This is a genomic window from Flavicella sp. IMCC45668 (assembly GCF_057219105.1).
Map to the genome: position 1 here is coordinate 1,816,805 of NZ_CM170114.1, position 25,475 is coordinate 1,842,279.

At 37.3% G+C, this 25,475-nt stretch carries 14 protein-coding genes, 2 tRNA genes and 2 rRNA genes; 10 read left to right on the plus strand and 8 right to left on the minus strand.

What is annotated here, in order from left to right:
• Window positions 1–74 precede the first annotated feature (74 nt).
• From AC2DZ0_RS07685 to AC2DZ0_RS07705, 5 genes are all read right to left on the minus strand, one after another.
• Window positions 75–2,904 (minus strand): 23S ribosomal RNA (locus AC2DZ0_RS07685).
• A 287-nt stretch (window positions 2,905–3,191) separates the two neighbouring features.
• Window positions 3,192–3,265, minus strand: a tRNA-Ala gene (locus tag AC2DZ0_RS07690).
• 106 nt (window positions 3,266–3,371) lie between these two features.
• A tRNA-Ile gene (locus AC2DZ0_RS07695) sits at window positions 3,372–3,445 on the minus strand.
• Between the two features lie 95 nt (window positions 3,446–3,540).
• Window positions 3,541–5,064: ribosomal RNA gene (locus tag AC2DZ0_RS07700) — 16S ribosomal RNA — on the minus strand.
• Together the 16S and 23S rRNA genes with 2 tRNA genes alongside form the textbook arrangement of a ribosomal RNA operon.
• A gap of 863 nt (window positions 5,065–5,927) precedes the next feature.
• Window positions 5,928–6,605 carry a DUF4294 domain-containing protein gene (locus AC2DZ0_RS07705; RefSeq protein WP_484644743.1) on the minus strand — a complete coding sequence of 226 codons (678 nt, stop codon included), beginning with the start codon at window positions 6,603–6,605 and terminating at the stop codon, window positions 5,928–5,930.
• A gap of 182 nt (window positions 6,606–6,787) precedes the next feature.
• Here AC2DZ0_RS07705 and AC2DZ0_RS07710 point away from each other — a divergent pair, with 182 nt between their 5' ends.
• The 4 genes from AC2DZ0_RS07710 to AC2DZ0_RS07725 all read left to right on the plus strand — a co-directional run bounded on the left by AC2DZ0_RS07710 (window position 6,788) and on the right by AC2DZ0_RS07725 (window position 11,087).
• Complete coding sequence (locus AC2DZ0_RS07710; RefSeq protein ID WP_484492441.1) at window positions 6,788–7,879, plus strand: M42 family metallopeptidase; 1,092 nt, start codon at window positions 6,788–6,790, stop codon at window positions 7,877–7,879.
• A 64-nt stretch (window positions 7,880–7,943) separates the two neighbouring features.
• A complete protein-coding gene (locus AC2DZ0_RS07715) occupies window positions 7,944–8,489 on the plus strand; it encodes an NUDIX hydrolase (RefSeq protein WP_484644745.1) in 546 nt (181 codons plus the stop codon).
• 5 nt (window positions 8,490–8,494) lie between these two features.
• Window positions 8,495–10,408 carry a DUF294 nucleotidyltransferase-like domain-containing protein gene (locus AC2DZ0_RS07720; RefSeq protein WP_484644746.1) on the plus strand — a complete coding sequence of 638 codons (1,914 nt, stop codon included), beginning with the start codon at window positions 8,495–8,497 and terminating at the stop codon, window positions 10,406–10,408.
• A gap of 1 nt (window position 10,409) precedes the next feature.
• Entirely contained in the window at window positions 10,410–11,087 is a 678-nt protein-coding gene (locus tag AC2DZ0_RS07725) for a 3'-5' exonuclease (protein WP_484644748.1), read from the plus strand.
• A 51-nt stretch (window positions 11,088–11,138) separates the two neighbouring features.
• On the opposite strand, the gene acs is transcribed toward AC2DZ0_RS07725, so the two are convergent.
• The 3 genes from acs to AC2DZ0_RS07740 are packed head-to-tail and all read right to left on the minus strand — an operon-like array spanning window position 11,139 to window position 15,040.
• Window positions 11,139–13,043 carry an acetate--CoA ligase gene (acs, locus tag AC2DZ0_RS07730; protein WP_484492445.1) on the minus strand — a complete coding sequence of 635 codons (1,905 nt, stop codon included), beginning with the start codon at window positions 13,041–13,043 and terminating at the stop codon, window positions 11,139–11,141.
• 26 nt (window positions 13,044–13,069) lie between these two features.
• A complete protein-coding gene (locus AC2DZ0_RS07735) occupies window positions 13,070–14,758 on the minus strand; it encodes a sodium:solute symporter family protein (protein WP_484644749.1) in 1,689 nt (562 codons plus the stop codon).
• 27 nt (window positions 14,759–14,785) lie between these two features.
• Window positions 14,786–15,040, minus strand: coding sequence for a DUF4212 domain-containing protein (locus AC2DZ0_RS07740; protein WP_484644751.1), 255 nt, complete (start codon window positions 15,038–15,040; stop codon window positions 14,786–14,788).
• A 223-nt stretch (window positions 15,041–15,263) separates the two neighbouring features.
• On the opposite strand from AC2DZ0_RS07740, the gene AC2DZ0_RS07745 reads away from it, so the two are divergent.
• The 6 genes from AC2DZ0_RS07745 to gltB all read left to right on the plus strand — a co-directional run bounded on the left by AC2DZ0_RS07745 (window position 15,264) and on the right by gltB (window position 25,475).
• Window positions 15,264–16,043: a sulfite exporter TauE/SafE family protein gene (locus AC2DZ0_RS07745; protein WP_484644752.1), complete on the plus strand. Its 780-nt coding sequence runs from the start codon at window positions 15,264–15,266 to the stop codon at window positions 16,041–16,043.
• Between the two features lie 483 nt (window positions 16,044–16,526).
• Window positions 16,527–17,555: an outer membrane beta-barrel protein gene (locus AC2DZ0_RS07750; protein ID WP_484644753.1), complete on the plus strand. Its 1,029-nt coding sequence runs from the start codon at window positions 16,527–16,529 to the stop codon at window positions 17,553–17,555.
• Window positions 17,556–17,633: 78 nt separating this feature from the next.
• On the plus strand, window positions 17,634–18,923 hold the full coding sequence (locus AC2DZ0_RS07755) for an ammonium transporter (RefSeq protein ID WP_484492450.1): 1,290 nt from the start codon (window positions 17,634–17,636) through the stop codon (window positions 18,921–18,923).
• A gap of 112 nt (window positions 18,924–19,035) precedes the next feature.
• Entirely contained in the window at window positions 19,036–19,374 is a 339-nt protein-coding gene (locus tag AC2DZ0_RS07760; RefSeq protein ID WP_484644755.1) for a P-II family nitrogen regulator, read from the plus strand.
• Window positions 19,375–19,394: 20 nt separating this feature from the next.
• Window positions 19,395–20,636 carry an ammonium transporter gene (locus tag AC2DZ0_RS07765; protein WP_484644756.1) on the plus strand — a complete coding sequence of 414 codons (1,242 nt, stop codon included), beginning with the start codon at window positions 19,395–19,397 and terminating at the stop codon, window positions 20,634–20,636.
• A gap of 324 nt (window positions 20,637–20,960) precedes the next feature.
• Window positions 20,961–25,475, plus strand: a complete 4,515-nt coding sequence (gltB, locus tag AC2DZ0_RS07770; protein WP_484644758.1) for a glutamate synthase large subunit — start codon at window positions 20,961–20,963, stop codon at window positions 25,473–25,475.

Genomic DNA, 25,475 nt, shown 5'->3' on the forward strand with positions numbered 1-25,475 from the left:
AGTGCTATAATAATTGAGTAATAGAATGTATAAAGAGTTTCCCTCCCGCTAGGTAAACCTAGCGGAAGTTCTTTGTACAAAAGCCTATGGGTTATTAGTACTACTTGGCTATGACATTACTGCCTTTACACCTATAGCCTATCAACGTGGTAATCTTCCACGACCCTTTAAAGAAATCTCATCTTGTGGTGGGTTTCGCGCTTATATGCTTTCAGCGCTTATCCCTTCCCAACGTAGCTACTCTGCAATGCCCTTAGCAGAACAACAGATACACCAGAGGTTAGTCCAACTCGGTCCTCTCGTACTAGAGTCAGATCCACGCAAATTTCTAACGCCCGCTACAGATAGAGACCGAACTGTCTCACGACGTTCTGAACCCAGCTCGCGTGCCACTTTAATGGGCGAACAGCCCAACCCTTGGGACCTTCTCCAGCCCCAGGATGTGACGAGCCGACATCGAGGTGCCAAACCCCCCCGTCGATGTGAGCTCTTGGGGGAGATCAGCCTGTTATCCCCGGAGTACCTTTTATCCTTTGAGCGATGGCCCTTCCATGCGGAACCACCGGATCACTATGCTCTTGTTTCCAACCTGATCGACTTGTTAGTCTCGCAGTCAAGCACCCTTATGCCATTGCACTCTACGCACGGTTACCAAGCGTGCTGAGGGTACCTTTAGAAGCCTCCGTTACTCTTTTGGAGGCGACCACCCCAGTCAAACTACCCACCAAGCACTGTCCCCTTCGCAGGGTTAGGCTCTAGACAAGCAAAGGGTGGTATTTCAAGGACGACTAACATACGCCTGGCGACGCATGATCGATGTCTCCCACCTATCCTACACATTACTTATCCAAAGTCAATACTAAGCTATAGTAAAGGTTCACGGGGTCTTTTCGTCCCGTAGCGGGTAATCGGCATCTTCACCGATACTACAATTTCACCGAGCTCATGGCTGAGACAGTGTCCAGATCGTTGCACCATTCGTGCAGGTCGGAACTTACCCGACAAGGAATTTCGCTACCTTAGGACCGTTATAGTTACGGCCGCCGTTTACTGGGGCTTCATTTGAGAGCGTCGCCGAAGCTAACTCCTCCACTTAACCTTCCAGCACCGGGCAGGTGTCAGGCCCTATACATCAACTTTCGTTTTAGCAGAGCCCTGTGTTTTTGATAAACAGTCGCCTGGACCTATTCACTGCGGCCCATCATAGATGGGCGCCCCTTCTCCCGAAGTTACGGGGCGATTTTGCCTAGTTCCTTAGCCATGAATCACTCGAGCACCTTAGAATTCTCTTCCCAACCACCTGTGTCGGTTTAGGGTACGGGCTGCTTCACTCGCTTTTCTTGGAACTCGCTTCGCTGTATTATCACCTTGACCGAAGTCTCAGTGTACTATCGGGGTGTTACCACTCCCTTCAACGTACTATTCTGTCAGTACGCAACAACTATACGAATCCGTCACTTTTAACGTGAGCAGGTACTGGAATATTAACCAGTTGTCCATCGACTACCCCTTTCGGGTTCGCCTTAGGTCCCGACTAACCCTCAGCTGATTAGCATCGCTGAGGAAACCTTGGTCTTTCGGTGGGCGGGTTTCTCACCCGCCTTATCGTTACTTATGCCTACATTTTCTTTTCTAGACGCTCCAGCATTCCTTACAGAACACCTTCAACGCAACTAGAATGCTCCCCTACCACTTATGATAAATCATAAATCCATAGCTTCGGTAATATACTTATGCCCGATTATTATCCATGCTCGATCGCTCGACTAGTGAGCTGTTACGCACTCTTTAAATGAATGGCTGCTTCCAAGCCAACATCCTAGCTGTCTATGCAATCGAACCTCGTTAGTTCAACTTAGTATATATTTGGGGACCTTAGCTGATGGTCTGGGTTCTTTCCCTCTCGGACATGGACCTTAGCACCCATGCCCTCACTGCTGTGTATATTTATTAGCATTCGGAGTTTGTCAGGAATTGGTAGGCGGTGAAGCCCCCGCATCCAATCAGTAGCTCTACCTCTAATAAACTAAACCACAACGCTGCACCTAAATGCATTTCGGGGAGTACGAGCTATTTCCTGGTTTGATTGGCCTTTCACCCCTACCCACAGGTCATCCCAAGACTTTTCAACGTCAACGGGTTCGGTCCTCCACTGTATGTTACTACAGCTTCAACCTGCCCATGGGTAGATCACCAGGTTTCGCGTCTACTACTACTAACTATACGCCCTATTCAGACTCGCTTTCGCTACGGCTGCGTGACTGAATCACTTAACCTTGCTAGAAACAGTAACTCGTAGGCTCATTATGCAAAAGGCACGCCGTCACACAGTAAATGTGCTTCGACCGCTTGTAGGCGTACGGTTTCAGGATCTCTTTCACTCCCTTACTTAGGGTTCTTTTCACCTTTCCCTCACGGTACTAGTTCACTATCGGTCTCTCAGGAGTATTTAGCCTTACCGGATGGTCCCGGTGGATTCATACAGGATTACTCGTGTCCCGCACTACTCAGGATACCACTATCAATAATTAATCTTACCCGTACGGGGCTATCACCCTCTATGGCCAAACTTTCCAGTTTGTTCTGATTCAATTAACATCAAATATCGTGGTCCTACAACCCCAAACTTGCCGAAACAAGCTTGGTTTGGGCTAATCCGCGTTCGCTCGCCACTACTAACGGAATCACTATTGTTTTCTCTTCCTCCGGTTACTTAGATGTTTCAGTTCACCGGGTTCGCCCTCCTTGCGGAGTAACATGTCTTCAACATGCTGGGTTGTCCCATTCGGAAATCTTCGGATCAATTCTTATGTGCAAATCCCCGAAGCTTATCGCAGCTTATCGCGTCCTTCATCGCCTCTGAGAGCCTAGGCATCCGCCATACGCCCTTACTTAGCTTTTTGTACTTTTTGCTCTTTTATTCTATTATTTGTATAATGTAAATAGTATCAGAAACAAAGTATTACTACCTGTCCTAAACTAAATACCTTCTACGGTTTGCATGCTATGCATGCCTCTATTTGTATTATAGCTCGTTATTAATTTTAGTTTTTCTAAAATATAACTTCTAATATCATACGATATCAGTATTTCAATATGTCAATGAACTCTTTGCAATAAACAATTCTCAAATAACAAATAACAATTATAAAATTGCTAATTGTCAACTGGTAATTGTCAATTGACTTTTGTGGAGAATATCGGAGTCGAACCGATGACCTCCTGCGTGCAAGGCAGGCGCTCTAGCCAGCTGAGCTAATCCCCCAAAATTACTAGTAGCTAGTATTGGGTAGTTAGTCGTTAGACTTCTAACGAATACTCAACTTCTAAAATTTCCTATATGTTATATACCTAACTCTTTTTAAAAAAAGTAGTCTCGGGCAGACTCGAACTGCCGACCTCTACATTATCAGTGTAGCGCTCTAACCAGCTGAGCTACGAGACTCTGTTTCTTTTAGTCTTGTATATAATATAAAATTGAACAGCAATTAAAGAATTAAACAATTCTTAATTTTCATAACCTAACATCTCTTTCTCTAGAAAGGAGGTGTTCCAGCCGCACCTTCCGGTACGGCTACCTTGTTACGACTTAGCCCTAGTTACCAGTTTTACCCTAGGCGGCTCCTTGCGGTGACCGACTTCAGGCACTCCCAGCTTCCATGGCTTGACGGGCGGTGTGTACAAGGCCCGGGAACGTATTCACCGCATCATGGCTGATATGCGATTACTAGCGATTCCAGCTTCACGGAGTCGAGTTGCAGACTCCGATCCGAACTGTGATATGGTTTGTAGATTCGCTCCCTGTCGCCAGGTGGCTGCTCTCTGTCCATACCATTGTAGCACGTGTGTAGCCCAGGACGTAAGGGCCGTGATGATTTGACGTCATCCCCACCTTCCTCACGGTTTGCACCGGCAGTCTCTTTAGAGTCCTCAGCTTAACCTGTTAGCAACTAAAAATAGGGGTTGCGCTCGTTATAGGACTTAACCTGACACCTCACGGCACGAGCTGACGACAACCATGCAGCACCTTGTAAGAAGTCCGAAGAAATAGCTATCTCTAGCTAATGCATCCTACATTTAAGCCCTGGTAAGGTTCCTCGCGTATCATCGAATTAAACCACATGCTCCACCGCTTGTGCGGGCCCCCGTCAATTCCTTTGAGTTTCAATCTTGCGACCGTACTCCCCAGGTGGGACACTTATCACTTTCGCTTAGTCACTGAGATAAATCCCAACAACTAGTGTCCATCGTTTACGGCGTGGACTACCGGGGTATCTAATCCCGTTCGCTCCCCACGCTTTCGTCCATCAGTGTCAGTATACTCGTAGTAGACTGCCTTCGCAATCGGTATTCTGTGTAATATCTATGCATTTCACCGCTACACTACACATTCTATCTACTTCCAAGTAACTCAAGACTAACAGTATCAAAGGCAGTTCCATAGTTGAGCTATGGGATTTCACCTCTGACTTATTAGTCCACCTACGGACCCTTTAAACCCAATGATTCCGGATAACGCTCGGACCCTCCGTATTACCGCGGCTGCTGGCACGGAGTTAGCCGGTCCTTATTCATATAGTACCGTCAAGCTCTTACACGTAAGAGTGTTTCTTCCTATATAAAAGAAGTTTACAACCCATAGGGCAGTCTTCCTTCACGCGGCATGGCTGGATCAGAGTTGCCTCCATTGTCCAATATTCCTCACTGCTGCCTCCCGTAGGAGTCTGGTCCGTGTCTCAGTACCAGTGTGGGGGATCTCCCTCTCAGGACCCCTACCTATCGATGTCTTGGTAAGCCGTTACCTTACCAACTAACTAATAGGACGCATAGTCATCTTGTACCCATAAATGTTTAATAACTAAATGATGCCATTCAGTTATACTATGAGGTATTAATCCAAATTTCTCTGGGCTATCCCTCTGTACAAGGTAGATTCTATACGCGTTACGCACCCGTGCGCCGGTCGTCAGCAGAAAAGCAAGCTTCTCCCTGTTACCCCTCGACTTGCATGTGTTAAGCCTGCCGCTAGCGTTCATCCTGAGCCAGGATCAAACTCTTCATCGTTATTTTTTTTAGTCACCGAAGTGACTTATTTTTATACGATACTAGCTTACTCTAATCAGAATTCGTGTTACTAAAAACACGTAATTTAATCTTTAATTTTACGCTGTCAATTTCAATATTTTCAATGAACGTCAGATCACAGATCTGGTTTGTTTCTTTTTTCTCTAACAACGCTTGGCGTGTTAGCGGCTGCAAATCTAAAACCTTTTTTCGTTATAAAAAAATAAAATTTAATTTATTTTTTTAAACTCTTAATCTTAAATTTTACCAGCATTTTAAAGAACTCTTCGCTTCCCAAAACAACAATAGCTGTTTTCCTTAGCGGATGCAAAACTAGATCTTTTTATCGTTACAACAATGAAAAAAATCGCTTTTTTTGAAATTATTTTATCCCCAAAACCTACATCACTTAAAACATGCAGTTTAAAACAAAATATTTTTTACATAAATAGAAACAATACTTGAAACTATAACCGATTTACTTAATAGTATCTGCTATTAAACACCGAAAAACGCAAACATGAAACTTTACAAAAAAATCCACCCTTTATTACAAAAGGTGGATTGCATCTATTTTTTTTTAATCTTATCAACACTAAAGACAGTAAAAAATCACTCTATATAGTCTTTTCCTTCTGCACTATCTTCCGCAGAAGACAACCAATCTTCTAATTCCGTCATCATTTCTACAGCAATACCAGACTCTATTGCTAAAAAAATCAATTGGCACATTACTTATATCTCCTATTCATCATACTACCCCTCTATCAGAACTTAATTAAGACCATCCCTGTCTAAACAAATCAACCAATAACTATATTAAACTACACAACGTTTTACACAAATTGTTTCAAATACCGCCATTAAGATTTTTTATGCTTGTAGTCTGGAGGATACCCTAATTTCCATTTCTTTTTTATGTTAGGAAAATCGAAATCTATTTTTGGCGCATCCAAATCAATTAAATTATCCCTCCATGCTCTCTGTAACACATCTTCTATCATATAATCCTCCTGAACATTTACTGGATCATAACCATCTTTCAAAGACATTTTAAACATATTTGCAGTGGCATTATACCAAAAGGCTTTCCAACCACTTCTATACTCTTTCACTAAATCATAAGTTATTTCACCTGTTTCGCGATGCATTAACTTTATCAAAACCCTTCCTTCAGTTCGAGTTAATTTTTTTAACTGCGGCGTAAATTCCTTTTCTAAATACTTTCTAACCTCTTTAGTATATTTTTTCTTTTTCCTTTTCGTAGGAATACTATCTAAAGCATCATTTAATTTAGACAATTCTTCCGCTGCTATTTTAGCATAAGGATACGCTTTCAAGACCTTTTTCCTAAACCAATAATAATAACGTTTATCATTATAAGATTTAAACTCTAACTTAGGCAAAAGCTGTACCTCTTCTAAGTCTGTAATCAGGCTATCATTTTCAAACAAGGTATAACGACTTAGATCTAAGGAATCTTTATCCTGAGACATCACTAACCCAGAAACAAAAAACAAGACGAAAAATATTCTATTCATGAAAACTTTATAATAAGGACTCAAAGTTATCGAATTAATTTTTGATACATTTTATTTTCTCAACAAAACATACAGACATTCCTAACACACCCCACAAAATCATAATCTAATTCAATCTTTGAACTCAACAAACTATTCATTACTTTTGAACAATTAACAGTAAAGAAATACACACATAACATATGAGCAAAACATCAATACTGAATGATAATTCTATAGCATTCTTAGAAAAATATTTAAACAACGCATCTCCAACTGGCTACGAAAGTGAAGGTCAAAAAATCTGGATGGATTACCTTAAGCCATATGTAGATACATTTATTACTGACACATACGGAACCGCAGTTGGAGTTATCAATCCAGATGCTAAATTTAAAGTTGTTATTGAAGGGCACGCTGATGAAATTTCTTGGTATGTAAACTACATCACTCCTGAAGGATTGATTTACGTAATTCGCAATGGTGGAAGCGACCATATAATAGCTCCATCTAAACGCGTAAATATACATACAAAGAAAGGTATAGTAAAAGGTATATTCGGATGGCCCGCTATTCACACCAGACTTAAAGGAAAACAAGAAGACACTCCAAAATTAGACAACATATTTATTGATGTTGGATGCAAGACGAAAGAAGAAGTTGAAGCCCTAGGTGTTCATGTTGGTTGTGTAATTACATATCCAGATGAATTTATGATCCTAAATGAAAATAATTTTGTTTGTAGAGCGCTAGACAATAGAATGGGTGGTTTTATGATTGCTGAAGTTGCGCGTTTACTAAAAGAAAACAATAAAACTTTACCTTTCGGATTATACATTACAAATGCTGTTCAAGAGGAAATTGGCTTAAGAGGAGCTGAAATGATAACACAAACCATCAAACCTGATGTTGCAATTATCACTGATGTTTGTCATGATACCACCACACCTATGATTGATAAAAAAGTGGAAGGAGAATCAAAAAGTGGTGATGGACCTGTTATCTCTTACGCTCCAGCTATTCAACACAATTTACGAGAATTAATTATTAGTGCTGCCGAGGAAAACGACATCCCTTTCCAAAGGCATGCATCCTCTAGAGCGACAGGAACTGACACCGACGCATTTGCTTATAGCAACGGAGGAGTTCCTTCTGCATTGATTTCTCTTGCATTGCGTTATATGCATACGACAGTTGAAATGGTTAGCAAAGACGATGTGGAAAACGTCATTAAGTTAATTTATGAAAGTTTATTAAAAATTGAAGAAGGCGAAACTTTTAGCTACTTCAAATAAACAATAAAACTACTATAAAAAGAGGTTTGTCTATTATTACGACAACCTCTTTTTTTTACATATTATGGATGAATATATAGAACTTCTAGACAAAGACAACAAACCAAGCGGAGAACGCTGCTTAAAATCTGAGGCTCACAAAAATGGTCTTTATCATGCGAGTGTGCATATTTGGCTATACACAGCGGACAAACAATTATTAATCCAAAAGAGACACGCTGACAAAAACACCTTCCCTAACTTATGGGACGTATCCGTAGCAGGTCATATAGTATATAAGGAATTACCTATTATTGCCGCACAAAGGGAAATTCTAGAAGAAATTGGACTTACTATCCAAGACAAGAACTTAAGAAACATTGGAACGAGTTCACATAAACACGTTCATTCCAATAATTTAATTGATCATGAGCTTCATCACATTTATATCTGTCCGCTGAACGAAAAATTAGAAAACTTAGTCATCCAGGAAAGTGAGGTTGCTGCAATTAAACTTATACCAATAGACGCCTTTAAATTTGAGCTAAAAAACAATTCGGAGGCATATGTACCCTATGGTTTAGATTACTACAACAGGATTTTCGACGCTATCAGACAATTTTCACATTAAACAACATGAAAAATACTATTGCAGAAAGAATTGCAGACTTTTTAAAAAACTACCCTCCCTTTAACCTTCTTTCCAAAAAAGAACTGTCAGCCATATCAGAAGAAGTTGAAGTTCTATATTTAGAAAAAGGGAAGTTTATTTTTAACGCTGCCTCAAAACCTCTTGCTCATTTCTATATTGTAAACAAGGGAGCAGTTAAGCTTACCATGGAAGAAGAGGACAAACAAAATATTATTGACATTTGTGATGAAGGAGATATTTTTGGTTTACGTCCTTTGATGATTCAAGAAAATTACATTCTAAATGCCGAAACAAATGAGGAATCCATTTTATACGGTATTCCTTTACACATTTTCAAACCATTATCTGAAAAAAACAAAAACGTAAAAAACTACTTGATCACTAGTTTTGCATCAAACATAAAAGACACTTCGATTATTGAAGGTAGAGGAAACATTTCTTCTTACATAAAAAAGGAAACCAACAATGATTTGTTCAATTTACAAAATGCAAAATTCACTAAAAAACCAATTACTTGCGAGGCTACAACTACCGTAAAAGAAATTGCTATTTGCATGCGTGATCAAAAGATTGGAGCAATGGTTGTAGCAAAAAACAAAAAACCTATCGGTATTATTACGAGTAAAGATTTACGCAACAAGGTTGCTACAGGCGATTTTGAAATTCTTAGTGAAGCACAAGAAATAATGTCTAGTCCCGTGATCACCTCTACCGAGGAGATTACTATACCTGAAGCACATATTGCCATGCTTAAACATTCTGCAAGTCATATATGCATCACCAAAGATGGTACTCCAAAATCAAAACTCGTTGGAATTCTTTCCCTACACGATTTAATTGTTTCACTTGGAAACAATCCTTCTGTACTTATTAAAGAAATAAACAGAGCAAAGAAATCCAAACACCTAAGAACTATCCGCGAAAAGGTAGATCTTTTACTAAAAACATATTTAGAACAAGAACTGCCATTCCCGCATATACTAAACATAATCTCTGAAATAAATACCGTAATCATTTCTAGAAGCATTGAACTATGCCTTAAAAAAATGGACACAAAACCTCCTGTCAAGTTTACCTGGCTAGCACTAGGGAGCCAAGGAAGAAAAGAACAACTACTAAGATCAGACCAAGACAATGCCTTAATTTTTGAGGATGTCCCAGAAACAAAGTTCAAGGAAACACAAGAATATTTCATTGCTTTATCTATTAAGGTTGTAAAATATCTTAATACTATAGGATACGAATACTGTCCTGCAGATATGATGGCAAGCAACCCAAAATGGTGTACCTCATTATCAGAATGGAAAAAACAATTTGACGATTGGATTATAAATCCTGATGGAGCAGGAACCCTTCTATCTTCAATATTTTTTGATTACGAATATATTTATGGAGAAAAAGAACTTACCGATCAACTAGGTCGTAGTTTGTTTAAAACCATAAATGAACATAAATATTTTTTATCAAAATTAGGAAAAGACGTTATTGACAAACCATCACCTGTTGGATTCTTTAGACAATTCATTGTGGAGACTAACGGAGAACATCAAGAAGCTTTCAATATTAAAATTCGTGCTTTGATGCCACTTATTGATGCCGCCCGAATATTGATCCTATCACATAATGTCAAAAACAGCAACAACACCTTAAACAGATATAAAAAACTAGCAGAGCTTGAACCTCAAAACGAAGATCTTTATAATTCCTGCGCTAGAGCATTTAGAACCTTATTAAAATTCAAAACCGAACAAGGCATTCTTAATAACGACTCAGGAAAAATAATCAACTTAGAATCACTTAGCAAAACGGAAAAACTAAAACTTAAAAGGGCCTTCAAACCCATCAAGGAAATACAAGAATTACTGATTATCCGATTCAATTTAAAACAAATGATGTAATATGAAGTTTCCATTTTTCAATTTTAACAGAACCGAAGTCCCTGAATTCTGGAAAAGATACTGCGAACATTTTAAAACTAAAGAACTACGCACTATCAAAGAAACACGCTTCATTGTTTTGGATACAGAAACAACTGGTTTTGACTTTAAAGAAGATCGAATCTTATGTATAGGAGCAACAGCCATCAAAGACAACAAAATACTTATCAAAGATGGACTTGAAGTGTATTTAAACCAAAGTGTATTTAAAGCTGACACTGTAAAAATTCATGGTATTTTAAAATCCGAAAAAGTTAAGAAGGTAGAGGAAATTGAGGCACTCATACAATTCTTAGACTATATTAAAGATAGTGTACTTGTTGCTCATCATGCAGGATTTGACATTGGAATTATCAACAGGGCCTTAAAAAGACACAATCTCGGGAAATTAAAAAATGATGTACTTGATACCGGCATCCTTTTTAAAAGATCAAAACACATCGTCAATATTATTGATCCAAATAAAAAATATACTTTAGATGAAATTGCTCAAGAATTAAAAATAACACCAAAAGACAGACATACTGCAGCGGGAGACGCCTTTATTACAGGACTAGCTTTTTTAAAAATAATGCCAAAACTTAATAAAGATGGAAAAATGAAATACAAAGATCTTTTTATCAACCCACTGAACTATTAAAAAAAAAGCTTGAAGAATTCTTCAAGCTTTTTTTATCAAAATTAAAATTGTTTATTTAATTACATTTTCCATAATCTCTGTTACCACCTCCGGATTCAATAAGGTAGACGTATCTCCCAAATTAGAAGTATCATTACTTGCAATCTTTCTCAAAATTCTTCGCATAATTTTACCAGACCTTGTTTTAGGCAACCCTGAGACAAATTGAATCTTATCCAATTTTGCGATAGCTCCAATAGACCCACGAATCAAATCATTAATTTCTTTCCTTAATGCATCATCCGAAATCACAGATTCATCAATTTTAGTAACATAAGCATACAAAGCATTTCCTTTTACATCATGCGGGAATCCAACTACAGCACACTCTACTACATCTAAATGTTCATCAATAGCATTTTCAATAGGTGCAGTTCCTAAATTATGTCCAGAAACAATTACAACATCGTCTACTCTACCTGTAATTCTATAGTTCCCCATAGCATCACGATATGCACCATCACCTGTGAAATACATTCCTTCATACGCAGAAAAATAAGTATCTTTATAACGTTGATGATCTCCGTAAATCGTTCTGGCAACAGACGGCCATGGCGCTTTCATTGCCAATCTACCTTCCGCAGGAGAATCTAAAATCTCTTTTCCATTTTCATCCATCAGTGCCGGTTGAACTCCCGGTAACGGCATCGTAGCAAAAGTTGGCCTCAATGGAGTAATCCCAGCCATTGCAGATATCATTATTGCACCTGTTTCTGTTTGCCACCAAGTATCAACAATAGGACAGGTTCCTTTACCAATATTATCATTATACCAATGCCAGGCATCTTCATTTATGGGCTCTCCAACAGAACCTAAAACTTTCAAACTAGACAAGTCATATTTCTCAACCAAACTAATCGGATGTTTGGCTAAAGCTCTAATCGCTGTAGGTGCCGTATAAAAATGAGTCACCTTTAATTTTTCAACTATTTCCCAAAAACGTCCATAATCAGGATAAGAAGGCACCCCTTCAAACATCACAGTAGTTGCACCAGCCGCCAACGGTCCATAAATTATATAAGAATGACCAGTAATCCAACCAATATCGGCAGTACACCAATAAACGTCATCTTTTTCATACTGAAAGACATTCTGAAATGTATACGTTGAACCGACCATGTACCCACCAGTGGTATGCACCATCCCCTTAGGTTTTCCAGTGGAACCTGAGGTATACAAAATAAACAACATATCTTCTGCGTCCATCTCTTCTGCCTCACACTCAAAGTCTTCTATTTTCTGTAATTCATCAAACCAAAAAACATCTCTACCCGCTTTCATTTCAGTTGGCTCTACTGTTCTTCTATAAACAATCACCTTTTCAATAGAAGGAGTATCTTCTAAGGCCTCATCACAGACTGCTTTTAAATTAATTGGCTTTGTTCCTCGATACACTTCATTTGCGGTAATCAACAACTTACACTCCGAATCATTTATCCTACTCGACAAAGCGGACGAAGAAAAACCTGCAAAAACAATAGAGTGAACAGCTCCTATCCTAGCACAAGCCAACATAGCAATTGTCAACTCAGGAATCATAGGCATATATAAACAAACCCTATCCCCTTTTTTAATTCCATTATTTTTTAAAACATTGGCAAATCGGGATACTTTTACATATAGCTGACGGTAGGTAATATAACGAGATTCCTCATCTGGATTATTTGGTTCCCAAATTATAGCGGTTTTGTTCCCGTTTTTTTCCAAATGACGATCCAAACAGTTTTCGGTAATATTTAATTTACCACCTTCAAACCATTTCACCTCAGAGTTTTCTTTATCATGTTTAAAAACAGTATCCCATTTTTTTCTCCATGAAAACCCCTCTGCTATTGAACCCCAAAATTTTTCAGGATTCTCAACACTCTCAATATAATCTTCTTTATATTTTTTATAAGAATGAATCTTCTCTACCATATCTTTTTAATTTTTATTATTCTTTTTTAATGATCAACAGCTTGCCCAGCTCCTGAAGGTATTCTAATATTCTCAACAATTTCTTGCACATTTTTTGGCGGTGCAGGTGTGAATTTTGATATAACTATTGACACCACAAAATTTACCAGCATCGCAAAGGTTCCAAATCCTTCAGGCGAAATTCCAAACCACCAATCTTCTTTGGCGCCACCACCAAACCAACCAAATTTAAATTTGGTCATATAAAATAGCATCAACAAAACTCCAATAACCATACCAGCAATAGCTCCCTCCTTATTCATCCTTTTATAAAAAATTCCTAAAACGATTGCCGGAAAAAAAGATGCAGCTGCCAAACCAAACGCCAAGGCCACAGTTGCTGCAACAAAACCTGGCGGATTGACCCCGAAATAACCCGCAAGAATAACCGCTAAAAAAGCTGAAACCCTCGCCGCAATCAACTCACCTCTTTCAGAAATATCTGGTTTTACAATTTTCTTAATTAAATCATGAGAAACCGAAGCCGAAATAACCAATAATAATCCGGCCGCTGTGGACAGTGCCGCGGCAAGCGCACCAGCAGCTATCAACCCAATCACCCAATTGGGCAACTGAGCAATCTCTGGATTTGCTAACACCATAATATCCCTATCAACTGTAAGCTCATTTGTTTTCTCATCTGCAACATATTGTACCAACCCATCGTTATTCTTATCATCAAACTGTAACAAACCTGTTACCTCCCAATTTCCAAACCACTCAGGAAGCTCTGAATATTTCTTATTACTTACCGTCTCAATTAAATTAACTCTTGAAAAAACAGCAATTGCAGGAGCAGTTGTATACAAAATAGCAATAAACAACAGGGCCCAACCAGCAGATTTCCTTGCATCACTCACTTTTTTCACTGTAAAAAACCGAACAATAACATGGGGTAATCCGGCTGTTCCAACCATCAAGGCAGCAGTTATAAAAAACACATCCATCACCGATTTAGAACCTGAAGTATACTCATGAAAGCCGAGCTCTTTATGTAATCCATCCAATTTATCTAACAAATACACACCATCTGTGGCTTCTGCTCCAAATCCAAACTGAGGCACTAAATTTCCTGTCATCTGAAAACTTATAAAAATGGCTGGTACCATAAACGCAAAAATCAACACACAATACTGAGCAACCTGAGTATATGTAATTCCTTTCATACCACCCAAAACAGCATAGAACAAAACGATAACCATCCCAATCAAAACACCTGTATTGATATCCACTTCTAAATACCTAGAGAACACAAGTCCAACCCCACGCATTTGACCTGCGATATACGTAAATGAAATAATCAAAGCACAGAACACTGCGACTGTCCTAGCAACATTAGAATAATATCTATCTCCTATAAAATCTGGAACCGTAAACTTTCCAAATTTCCTAAGATAAGGCGCCAATAACAAGGCTAATAAAACATAACCACCAGTCCACCCCATCAAATAAACAGAACCATCATACCCACTAAACGAGATCAAACCTGCCATTGAAATAAATGACGCCGCAGACATCCAGTCAGCAGCCGTAGCTAATCCATTAGCGATAGGAGAAACACCCCCTCCTGCTACGTAAAATTCTTTAGTTGATGCGGCTCTTGCCCAAACAGCAATACCTATATATAATGAGAATGTTATCCCTACTAGAATCCAAATCCACAATTGTGCACTCATAATTTTATCTTTTTCAGTTTATTGATACTATTCGTCTAAACCGTATTTTTTATCCAATTTTGACATGAGTCTTATATACATATATATAATGACTACAAAAACATAAATAGAACCTTGCTGCGCAAACCAAAAACCAAGTTTAAAACCTCCTATTCTAAAATTATTAAGTTCTTCTACAAACAAAATACCGCATCCATAAGAAACTACAAACCATATACTCAACAAAATTGCTAAGTATTTTAAATTTTCTTTCCAGTATTTTTTTAAATCTTGTTTTGACATTTAGCTGATAAAGTTTGGTTAGAGGATAAAAATATAATTTTAATCCGAATAAAAAAGAAGACATTACAAAAGAAGCGAAAATACAACCCTAATCTGAAACATATGACTCCTATTCATTTATTCACGAATTTAAAAACAGAAATGCTATATCTAAAAACATATCTACAAACAACAGATTCAAAAGCACGAACTACACTTCACAATAATTTTTGAGTATGTTTGCATGGAATTAATTAGCATGAGTTATTTAGATATTATACACACCCACTGGGAAATTTTACTCTCCTTTTTTGTTATTGCAACTTTATACGCATCGGTTGGCTTTGGGGGAGGATCAAGCTATTTAGCGATACTTGCACTCACTTCTTTCGCTTTTACTGAAATCAGAGCAACAGCTTTGATATGCAACATTGTTGTAGTTTCCAATGCTACATTCCTATATTACAAAAATGGTTTTTACAATTTCAAAAAAGTTACCCCCTTAGTTCTTACAAGCGTGCCCTTAGCATTTTTAGGTGGATACTTAAAAATTGAAGAAAGAATATTTTTCTTGCTACTTGGAGCCACACTTCTCGCAGCGGCAGTCCTAATGCTCATACGTAAAACAAACATTACTTTTAAGGAGGCGAGTATCCATTCAATCTATAAAAGTTTGAGTTATGGTGGCTTTATCGGATTTTTATCTGGACTTGTTGGAATTGGCGGAGGAATTTTTTTAGCCCCATTACTACATCTTTCCAAATGGGACAATTCTAAAAAAATCGCAGCCACCGCTAGTTTATTTATTTTAGTAAATTCTTTAGCTGGTTTAGGAGGACAAATTACCAACCCCGATTTTTCAATAAAACCAGAAATAACGATACTTCTTGCAGCTACTGCTTTTATTGGTGGTCAAATAGGAACACGTATAGGCATCAAATTAGTCTCTGAAAAAAGTCTTAAAACTGCCACAGCACTACTTATATTCTACGTAGCACTTAAAATAATTTTTAAGTACTTATAAAAACTACTACGTAAAACTAAAATTAAGGAAATACAATGATAATTACTATCATTTTAGCAATTCTCATAAATCAACCCAATCGAAAAATGCAAAAATCTACGTAAAAAACGCAAAATCTATCAAAATAAGCTCTCCCCTACACCTCTTTAATCGCTTAGAACACAGCGTTTTCATCGTATTAAAACCTGCGATACCGCAGGTTTGAATAAAAATGATATTTCTACTACTTAAATTGAAATAAAATATTTCAAATATTAATTTTTATCATATCAACAACAAAACACCAAATTAACACAAATTTCATCATATTAACTGAAGGTTAAGGATTGATTAATTATATTATTCACAAAATACTTAGGTATATTTTAACAAGAAGCCGATATAAATACTTAAATTTTTATCGAATAAATTTGTAATTACGTAAAACTACGTATATTTGCCATGTATTAATCGAAACACAATTATCAATTTAAATTATCAAAAATGAAAAAAATTATTTTATCAGCATTATTACTTGCAAGCGCAGTTACTTTTGCACAAGAAGAAAAAGGTTTTAGTTTTTCAGGATCAATTGACACTTACGCTAAAGCAAATCTAAATGCAGATCAAGATCAAACTCCAGCAACATCTTTCGCTAACAGACCTGGTTTTGCACTTGGAATGATCAACTTAGTAGCTGCTTATGAGGGTGAAAAAGTTGGTTTTGTTGCGGATATGGTATACGGGGAAAGAGGTTCAGACGCTGTATTCAACTCAACAGGGACTAGCTCTATCGTTAACCAATTATATGTTTACTGGAATTTGACAGATAAATTAACTGCAACAATGGGTAACTTCAACACATTCTTAGGTTATGAAGTTATTTCACCAGCAGTTAACTTTAACTACTCTACTTCTTACATGTTTTCTTACGGACCTTTTTCTCATACAGGTTTGAAATTAGACTATGCTGTTAATGAAGACTTTTCTGTAATGCTTGCAGTTATGAACGCTACAGACAATACTGATTATAACATGACAGGAAACTATACTCTTGGTGCTCAACTTGGATATAAAGGTCAATTCTTAAACATTATTTATGGTGATCAAACTATGGATACAACAACTGATACTCAATTTCAAATTGACTATACTGGAGGATTCAACCTATCTGAAAGCTTTTACTTAGGAATCAACACTACATACAACACGACAGCTATCGAAGGTGCTGATGATATGGGTTACTTAGGAGCTGCTTTGTATGCGCAACTTACTACTTCTGATAAATTTTCTGTAGGATTAAGACCTGAATACTTCTCTACTTTTGGATCGTTCGGAGCAATTAACGAAGATGCTGATGGAAAAGGAAATATTTTAGCTTTAACATTATCTGCAAACTACAAGGTTGCTGAAGGATTGACAATTATTCCTGAGGTGAGAATGGATTCTGCATCAGAACCAACTTACACAAGCGGAACAGACCTTAATGACGGTTTAGCTTCAGTTTTGTTAGCAGCAGTATATTCTTTCTAAGAAAACAAAAAAAACAGTTTTACGGACTGGTCTAGGCCAGTCCGCAATTCAAAAAAGATTTAATTCAAAATTTACAATATGAGTTTAGCACTTACAATAGCACAAGAAACTTCTACAGCTGACTTAGCTGCAGCAGTGGAGCAAATAAATGGAGACATGGGAATGTTATGGATGCTTATATCGGGTATCTTAGTATTCTTAATGCAAGCAGGATTTACATTAGTTGAATCTGGAATGACACGTTCTAAGAATGTTGTTAACATTGCAATGAAAAACGTATTAGATATCGCTGTAGGATCTTTAGTATTCTGGTTTATCGGATACTCTTTAATGTATGGAGAAACTAATGGTTACATCGCTTGGGGTGGTTTAATGTACAACCAAGGACCAGCTGATTTATTTTTCCAAACTGTTTTCTGTGCAACTGCTGCTACAATTGTTTCTGGAGCTATTGCAGGTAGAACAAAATACACGACTTATATTATCTTTTCAGTAGTTTTAACAGCTATTATTTACCCAATCGCAGGTGGATGGCAATGGAACGGTGACGGTTGGTTAGCTCAAAAAGGGTTTATCGATTTCGCTGGATCTTCAATTGTACACGCTGTAGGTGGATGGGCTGCTTTAGTTGCTGCAATTTTAGTTGGACCTAGAATCGGGAAATACATTGACGGTAAAGCTGTTAATATCCCAGGACACAATAAAATGTACGCTGCAATTGGTGTATTTATCTTATGGTTCGGATGGTTCGGATTCAACGGTGGATCTCAATTAGCTTGGGGTGGTGATGATGCTGTAGGTGCTTCTATGGTAGTACTAGTTACAAACTTAGCTGCGGCTGCTGGAGCTGTTGCTGCATTAGCATTGACATGGATCAAATACGGAAAACCTAACTTAGACATGACTTTGAATGGAGCATTGGCTGGTTTGGTAAGTATAACTGCTGGTTGTGGTAACATGACTGAAGGTGGTGCAATCATTGCTGGTTTTATTGGAGGTATCATCGTAGTTCTTTCTATGGAATTTGTAGAGCAAAAACTTAAAATTGACGATGCTGTAGGTGCATTCTCTGTACACGCTATCGGTGGTGCATGGGGTACTTTAGTTATCGGATTATGGGGTGTTGACGGAGATACTGCTATCGGTTTATTAAACGGAGGTGGAGCTTCTCAATTCATGACTCAATTAGTTGGAACTTTAGCTTATGCTGCATGGGCAGTTGTTACTTCTTTAATTTTCTTGACTATCTTAAAGAAAACTATTGGACTAAGAGTTACTGAAAAAGAAGAAATTGAAGGATTAGATCTTTCTGAGCACGGAGCACTAGCTTACCCTGGTGAACGTGTAAGAGAAATGGAAGACAAATAAAAAGACATATGTCTAAATAATGAAATCACACAAAGATTTTAGGTCTTTGTGTGATTTTTTTCATGATTTATTATTTCTTTACAGAAATTTTAACGATAAAACATAAACTATTATGAAAAAAATTGAAGCAATCATCAGAAAATCAAAATATTCTGCTGTAAAAAAAGCCTTACATGCTGTAAATGTAAATTTCTTCACATACTGGGACGTAACCGGACAAGGAAACGAAAAAGTAGGTCACGTATATAGAGGTGTTGCTTACAGCACTAGTGACATACAAAGACGTCACATTTCTATTATTGTTAATGATGATTTTGAACAAGCAACTATAGATGCTCTTCTTTCATCAGCTGCAACTGGAGAAATAGGAGATGGAAAAATATTTGTATCAGATGTTTCAACTGCATACAGAATTCGTACCGGAGAACAAGGAGAAGACACTTTAAAATAAAAAACAAAAATTAAAATAATATGGACGCAGGTTTATTTACAGCGAACAATGTATGGATGATGCTATGTACGGCATTGGTATTTTTCATGCACTTAGGTTTCTCTTTATTAGAAATCGGATTAACAAGACAAAAAAACACAATCAATATTTTATTTAAAAATGTATTTATTGTTTGTACAGGACTATTATTATACTGCTTAGCAGGATTTAACATGATGTACCCTGGTGACTTTAACCTTATTGGTGACGGGATCCTTGGATTTGCAGGTTTTGGTATCTATGCTCCAGAAGGAGGAATGACAGCCGAATACGCATCTGGTGGATACACTTGGTGGACAGATTTCTTATTCCAAGGAATGTTTGCTGCAACTGCTGCAACAATTGTTTCTGGTGCGGTAGCTGAAAGAGTAAAACTTACAACCTTTATGGTATTTACTGTTGTTTACGTTGGGTTAATCTACCCTATCGTAGGAGCATGGAAATGGGGTGGTGGATTCTTAGACGCTATGGGATTCTATGATTTCGCAGGTTCTACATTAGTACACGGTGTTGGTGGATGGGCAGCTTTAGTTGCTATCTGGTTATTAGGAGCTCGTATCGGAAAATTCGATGAAGAAGGAAACCCAAAAGTTATTCAAGGACACAATATTCCTTTAGCTACAGCAGGTGTTTTAATTCTTTGGTTAGGATGGTTCGGATTTAACGGTGGATCTGTTTTATCTGCAGATCCAGAATTAACTTCATTAACATTAGTAACAACTTGTTTGGCTGCTGCTGCAGGTGGAGTTGGTGCATTTGCATTCTCTCAAATCCTTTATAAGAATTTCGATTTAACAATGTTCTTAAACGGAATCTTAGGTGGCTTAGTAGGAATTACTGCTGGAGCTGATCAAATGAGTCCTACTGATGCAATTTTAATTGGAATTATCGCTGGTATCATTATTGTATTGGCTGTTGCTTTGGTTGACAAATTAAGATTGGATGACCCAGTTGGAGCTGTTGCAGTTCACCTTATTTGTGGTATTTGGGGAACCTTAGCTGTTGGTATCTTCGGAGCTATGGCTAGTGTTGAGCAATTCATTACTCAATTAACCGGTGTAGCTATTGTTGGTGCATTCTGTTTAACAACGTCTTTCATAATTCTTTACACTTTAAAGAAAACAATGGGATTAAGAGTTTCAGAAAAAGAAGAAATCGAAGGATTAGATTCTGCTGAACATGGAATGAGCGCTTACCCTGATTACAGAATGAACGATCACTAAAATATTTTAGCTCACTAGAGCAATCATATTCAATATTTTAAAAGCGACTTTGAAAATTCAAAGTCGCTTTTTTCATGCCTATATTTTAAAACCTCAAACCTCTGTGGATTTTCTACAACGATTTAGTGAAATTTCATTATTCGCAAACTTTCTAGCACTAACTCCATCAATATAACATTATCAGTTATTTTATGTTGATAATTTTCACATTTAACAATATTGCCACAACAATATTATAATAAATACATTTTTACTTTTTCTATTCCCATTCTATTGGTTTTTAATATTGAAATTACGTAATTTTGCGTTCTTATTTTCAAGATTATGATAGAAAAACAAGGTCTATATTTACCAGAATTTGAACACGAAAACTGTGGAGCAGGTTTTATTTGTAACCTAAAAGGTGAAAAAACAAACCAAATCATCCATGATGCATTGGAAATTTTAGTAAAACTTGAACACCGTGGAGGTGTGAGTTCTGATGGAAAAACAGGAGATGGTGCAGGATTATTAATTGATATCCCTCATGATTATTTCTCACGCGTTTGTGATTTTGAAATCCCAGCACAAAGAGAATATGCCGTTGGAATGGTGTTTTTACCAAAAAACGAGAACCAATATAAATATTGTAAAGATACTTTCGAGAAAGAAATCAAAGCACAAGGATTATCTATCTTAGGATGGAGAGCTGTGCCTGTTGACTCAAGTCAATTAGGAGAGATTGCCTTAGCATCTGAGCCTAATATTGAGCAAATCTTTATTGGAAAAACGGAAGATATTGAAGAAAACATCTTCAAAGCTAAATTATATGCTGCTCGAAAAATAACAGAGCATGCTATTAGCTCTTCAAAAATGTCAGAAAGTTCATACTTCTACTTACCTAGTTTATCAAATACTACTTTGATCTACAAGGGTATTATTATGCCAGAAGATATTGGACCATACTATACAGATTTACAACAATCTGACTTGGTTACAAGATTAGCTCTTGTACACCAAAGATTCTCTACAAATACAATGCCTGCATGGGAATTGGCACAACCATTTAGATACATGTGTCAAAATGGAGAAATCAATACTTTAAGAGGTAACGTAAGTAGAATGCGTGTTCGTGAAGAAATCATGAAAAGTGAGGTGTTTGGACCGCAGATCGATAAGTTATTCCCTATTATCTTGCCAGGTAAATCTGATTCTGCCTCTATGGATATGGTGGTAGAATTATTAACGCATACAGGTCGTTCTTTACCGGAAGTAATGATGATGATGATTCCTGAAGCTTGGGAAAAAGACGCAACCATGTCTGAAGAAAGAAAAGCCTTCTATGAATACAATGCGTGCTTGATGGAGCCATGGGATGGACCTGCCTCTGTACCTTTTACAGATGGTGATTACGTTGGTGCTTTATTAGATCGTAACGGTTTAAGACCATCTCGTTATACGGTAACTAAAAGTGGAAAATTAATTATGGCATCAGAAATTGGTGTTGTTGAAGTTGCTCCAGAAGATGTTGATAGTCATGGTAGATTAGAGCCAGGAAAAATGTTCTTGGTTGATATGAACGAAGGACGTATCATCAAAGATGAAGAAATCAAAAGTAAAATTGTTTCTGAAAGACCTTACAAAGAATGGTTAGACAAAACAAGATTACACCTTAAAGATATTCCTGTAACTAACACGGAATGCCCAGTTGAAACATTAGACATCGCAACAAGATCTCGTTTGTTCAACTATACCATAGAAGATATTCAAGAAGTAATTACACCAATGGCCATTGCTGGAAAAGAAGCATTAGGTTCAATGGGTATTGACACTCCTTTGGCTGTATTATCTGACAGACCACAATTAATTTCTAATTACTTTAAACAATTATTTGCACAGGTAACAAATCCACCTTTAGATGGAATCCGTGAAGAAATTGTAACAGATATTAGTTTAGCACTTGGTAAAGACAGAAATATCTTTAGTATTACTGAAAGACAGTGTAGAAAATTAAGAATTCAAAACCCTGTTATTTCTAACTCGGATTTAGAAAAAATCAGAAGTATTGACGTTGATGGTTTCCAAGCTGAAACTATTGAAATGTTATATCCAAAAGACAAAGGTCTAAATGGATTAGAAGATGCTTTAGACAATATAATCGTTCAGATTACAAAAGCACTCGAAAGAGGAACAAATATCATTGTCCTTTCTGATAGAGGTGTTAATAAAGAGTTCGCTCCTATTCCATCGCTATTAGCTTGTTCTTTTGTACATCACCAAATGAACCGTTTACGTAAGCGTTCTTACTTCGATATTATCATCGAATCTGCAGAACCACGTGAACCACATCACTTTGCTACTTTATTTGGATATGGAGCAAGTGCGATTAACCCATACATGGTTAACGAAATTATCAGAATACAAGTACAACAAGGCTTCATCACAGGAATGGATGAGCAAAAAGCAGTTGACAACTTCAACAAAGCTATTGGAAAAGGTATCCTTAAAGTAATGAACAAAATTGGAATCTCTACTTTACATTCTTATAGAGGTTCTCAAATATTTGAAATAGTTGGTTTCAATTCTCAATTCGTTGAGAAATACTTCCCATATACTGCTTCTAGAATTGAAGGAATCGGTTTGTATGAAATTGAAAAAGAAATCAATGAAAGATATAAATATGCGTATCCAGATACACAAATCAAAAACCGTTTAGGATTAAACATTGGTGGAGATTACAGATGGAGACGTAACGGAGAAAGACATATGTTTAACCCTACAACTGTTGCAAAATTACAACAAGCTGTAAGATTAAGCGATCAGGCTAGTTATGATGTTTATGCTAAAAACGTAAATGAGCAAGCTGAAAATTTAATGACTATCCGTGGATTATTTGAATTTGACAACCTAGATCCAATTCCATTGGATGAAGTTGAACCATGGACTGATATCGTAAAACGTTTTAAAACGGGAGCGATGTCTTATGGATCGATTTCAAGAGAGGCACATGAAAACTTAGCGATTGCCATGAACAGAATTGGAGGTAAATCTAATTCTGGTGAAGGTGGAGAAGATAGAAGAAGATTCCAACCAAACATTAATGGAGACAGCCGTAACTCTGCAATTAAGCAAGTTGCCTCTGGACGTTTTGGAGTTACTTCTCACTACCTATCTAGTGCAAAAGAAATTCAAATAAAAATGGCTCAAGGTGCTAAACCTGGAGAAGGTGGACAGTTACCAGGAGAAAAGGTATTGCCTTGGATTGCGTCTGCACGTAACTCTACTCCTTTCGTAGGATTGATCTCACCACCTCCTCACCATGATATTTACTCTATTGAGGATTTAGCACAGTTGATTTACGATCTTAAAAATGCAAATAGAGCTGCTCGTATCAATGTTAAATTGGTTTCTGAAGTAGGTGTAGGTACAATTGCGGCTGGAGTTTCTAAAGCCAAGGCTGATGTTGTATTAATATCAGGTTACGATGGTGGAACAGGAGCCTCTCCTTTAACATCATTGAAGCACGCAGGATTACCATGGGAGCTTGGTTTAGCTGAAGCACAACAAACATTAGTATTAAATAACTTAAGAAGTAGAATTGTTGTAGAATGTGATGGTCAGTTGAAAACTGGTCGTGATGTTGCAATTGCTGCCTTATTAGGAGCTGAAGAGTTTGGTTTCGCTACCGCACCATTAGTTGCCTCTGGATGTATTATGATGCGTAAGTGTCATTTAAATACTTGTCCAGTTGGTATTGCTACTCAAGATAAAGACTTGCGTAAAAACTTCAAAGGAACACCAGAACACGTGATTAACTTCTTTTACTATGTAGCGGAAGAATTAAGAGCAATCATGGCTGAATTAGGATTCAGAACTTTGGAAGAAATGGTTGGTCAAACACATAAGATCAATGCGAACAAAGCAATTACACATTACAAAGCAAAAGGATTAGACTTATCTGCTATCTTACACAGACCTGCAGCATACAGCGAAATGCCTGTTAAGAATACTGAAAAACAAGACCACGGATTAGACAACGTTCTAGACTTCCAAATCTTAAAAGATTCTCACCGTGCATTGTACAGAAAAGAGCAAATGACTCTTGAGTACCCTATCATCAATACAGATCGTTCTGTGGGTGCTATCGTAAGTAATGAAATCTCTAAGATTTACGGACATTTAGGATTACCTGAAGACACTTTAAATCTTAAATTCACAGGTTCTGCTGGTCAAAGTTTAGGAGCATTTAGTGCACATGGATTGACTTTTACTGTAGAAGGAAATACAAATGACTATTTAGGAAAAGGTTTATCTGGAGCTAAATTAATTGTTAAGAAACCAGCTGAAGCTGATTTCGTAGCAGAAGACAATATTATTGTTGGAAACGTTTGTTTATTCGGAGCTGTTGAAGGAGAAGCTTATATCAATGGTATTGCCGGAGAGCGTTTTGCAGTTAGAAATTCTGGAGCAACAACTGTTGTTGAAGGAGTTGGAGATCACGGTTGTGAATACATGACAGGAGGTAAAGTTGTAGTTCTTGGTAATACAGGTAGAAACTTTGCTGCTGGTATGAGTGGTGGTATCGCTTATATATACGATCCAGAAAACAAATTTGTTAACGGATTATGCAACACTGAAACTATTGAGTTTGAAGATATCTTGGAAGAAGATGCAGCAGACTTGAAAGGATTGATTGAAAAGCATGTTTTATATACTGACAGTAATAGAGGTAAAGAATTGTTGGCTGACTGGGACACTAGTTTAAGTAATTTTGTTAGAGTTATGCCTACAGAGTATAAAAAAGCCCTAGCTCGTTTAGCGAAAGGTGAAGTAATGGTTGAAGAATTAGAAACAGTATAA

What these genes read in the sequence shown, in the direction of transcription:
- AC2DZ0_RS07705 (WP_484644743.1), bottom strand. Translation starts at nt 6,605, where the DNA reads ATGAATAGAATATTTTTCGTCTTGTTTTTTGTTTCTGGGTTAGTGATG.
- AC2DZ0_RS07710 (WP_484492441.1), top strand. Translation starts at nt 6,788, where the DNA reads ATGAGCAAAACATCAATACTGAATGATAATTCTATAGCATTCTTAGAA.
- AC2DZ0_RS07715 (WP_484644745.1), top strand. Translation starts at nt 7,944, where the DNA reads ATGGATGAATATATAGAACTTCTAGACAAAGACAACAAACCAAGCGGA.
- AC2DZ0_RS07720 (WP_484644746.1), top strand. Translation starts at nt 8,495, where the DNA reads ATGAAAAATACTATTGCAGAAAGAATTGCAGACTTTTTAAAAAACTAC.
- AC2DZ0_RS07725 (WP_484644748.1), top strand. Translation starts at nt 10,410, where the DNA reads ATGAAGTTTCCATTTTTCAATTTTAACAGAACCGAAGTCCCTGAATTC.
- acs (WP_484492445.1), bottom strand. Translation starts at nt 13,043, where the DNA reads ATGGTAGAGAAGATTCATTCTTATAAAAAATATAAAGAAGATTATATT.
- AC2DZ0_RS07735 (WP_484644749.1), bottom strand. Translation starts at nt 14,758, where the DNA reads ATGAGTGCACAATTGTGGATTTGGATTCTAGTAGGGATAACATTCTCA.
- AC2DZ0_RS07740 (WP_484644751.1), bottom strand. Translation starts at nt 15,040, where the DNA reads ATGTCAAAACAAGATTTAAAAAAATACTGGAAAGAAAATTTAAAATAC.
- AC2DZ0_RS07745 (WP_484644752.1), top strand. Translation starts at nt 15,264, where the DNA reads ATGGAATTAATTAGCATGAGTTATTTAGATATTATACACACCCACTGG.
- AC2DZ0_RS07750 (WP_484644753.1), top strand. Translation starts at nt 16,527, where the DNA reads ATGAAAAAAATTATTTTATCAGCATTATTACTTGCAAGCGCAGTTACT.
- AC2DZ0_RS07755 (WP_484492450.1), top strand. Translation starts at nt 17,634, where the DNA reads ATGAGTTTAGCACTTACAATAGCACAAGAAACTTCTACAGCTGACTTA.
- AC2DZ0_RS07760 (WP_484644755.1), top strand. Translation starts at nt 19,036, where the DNA reads ATGAAAAAAATTGAAGCAATCATCAGAAAATCAAAATATTCTGCTGTA.
- AC2DZ0_RS07765 (WP_484644756.1), top strand. Translation starts at nt 19,395, where the DNA reads ATGGACGCAGGTTTATTTACAGCGAACAATGTATGGATGATGCTATGT.
- gltB (WP_484644758.1), top strand. Translation starts at nt 20,961, where the DNA reads ATGATAGAAAAACAAGGTCTATATTTACCAGAATTTGAACACGAAAAC.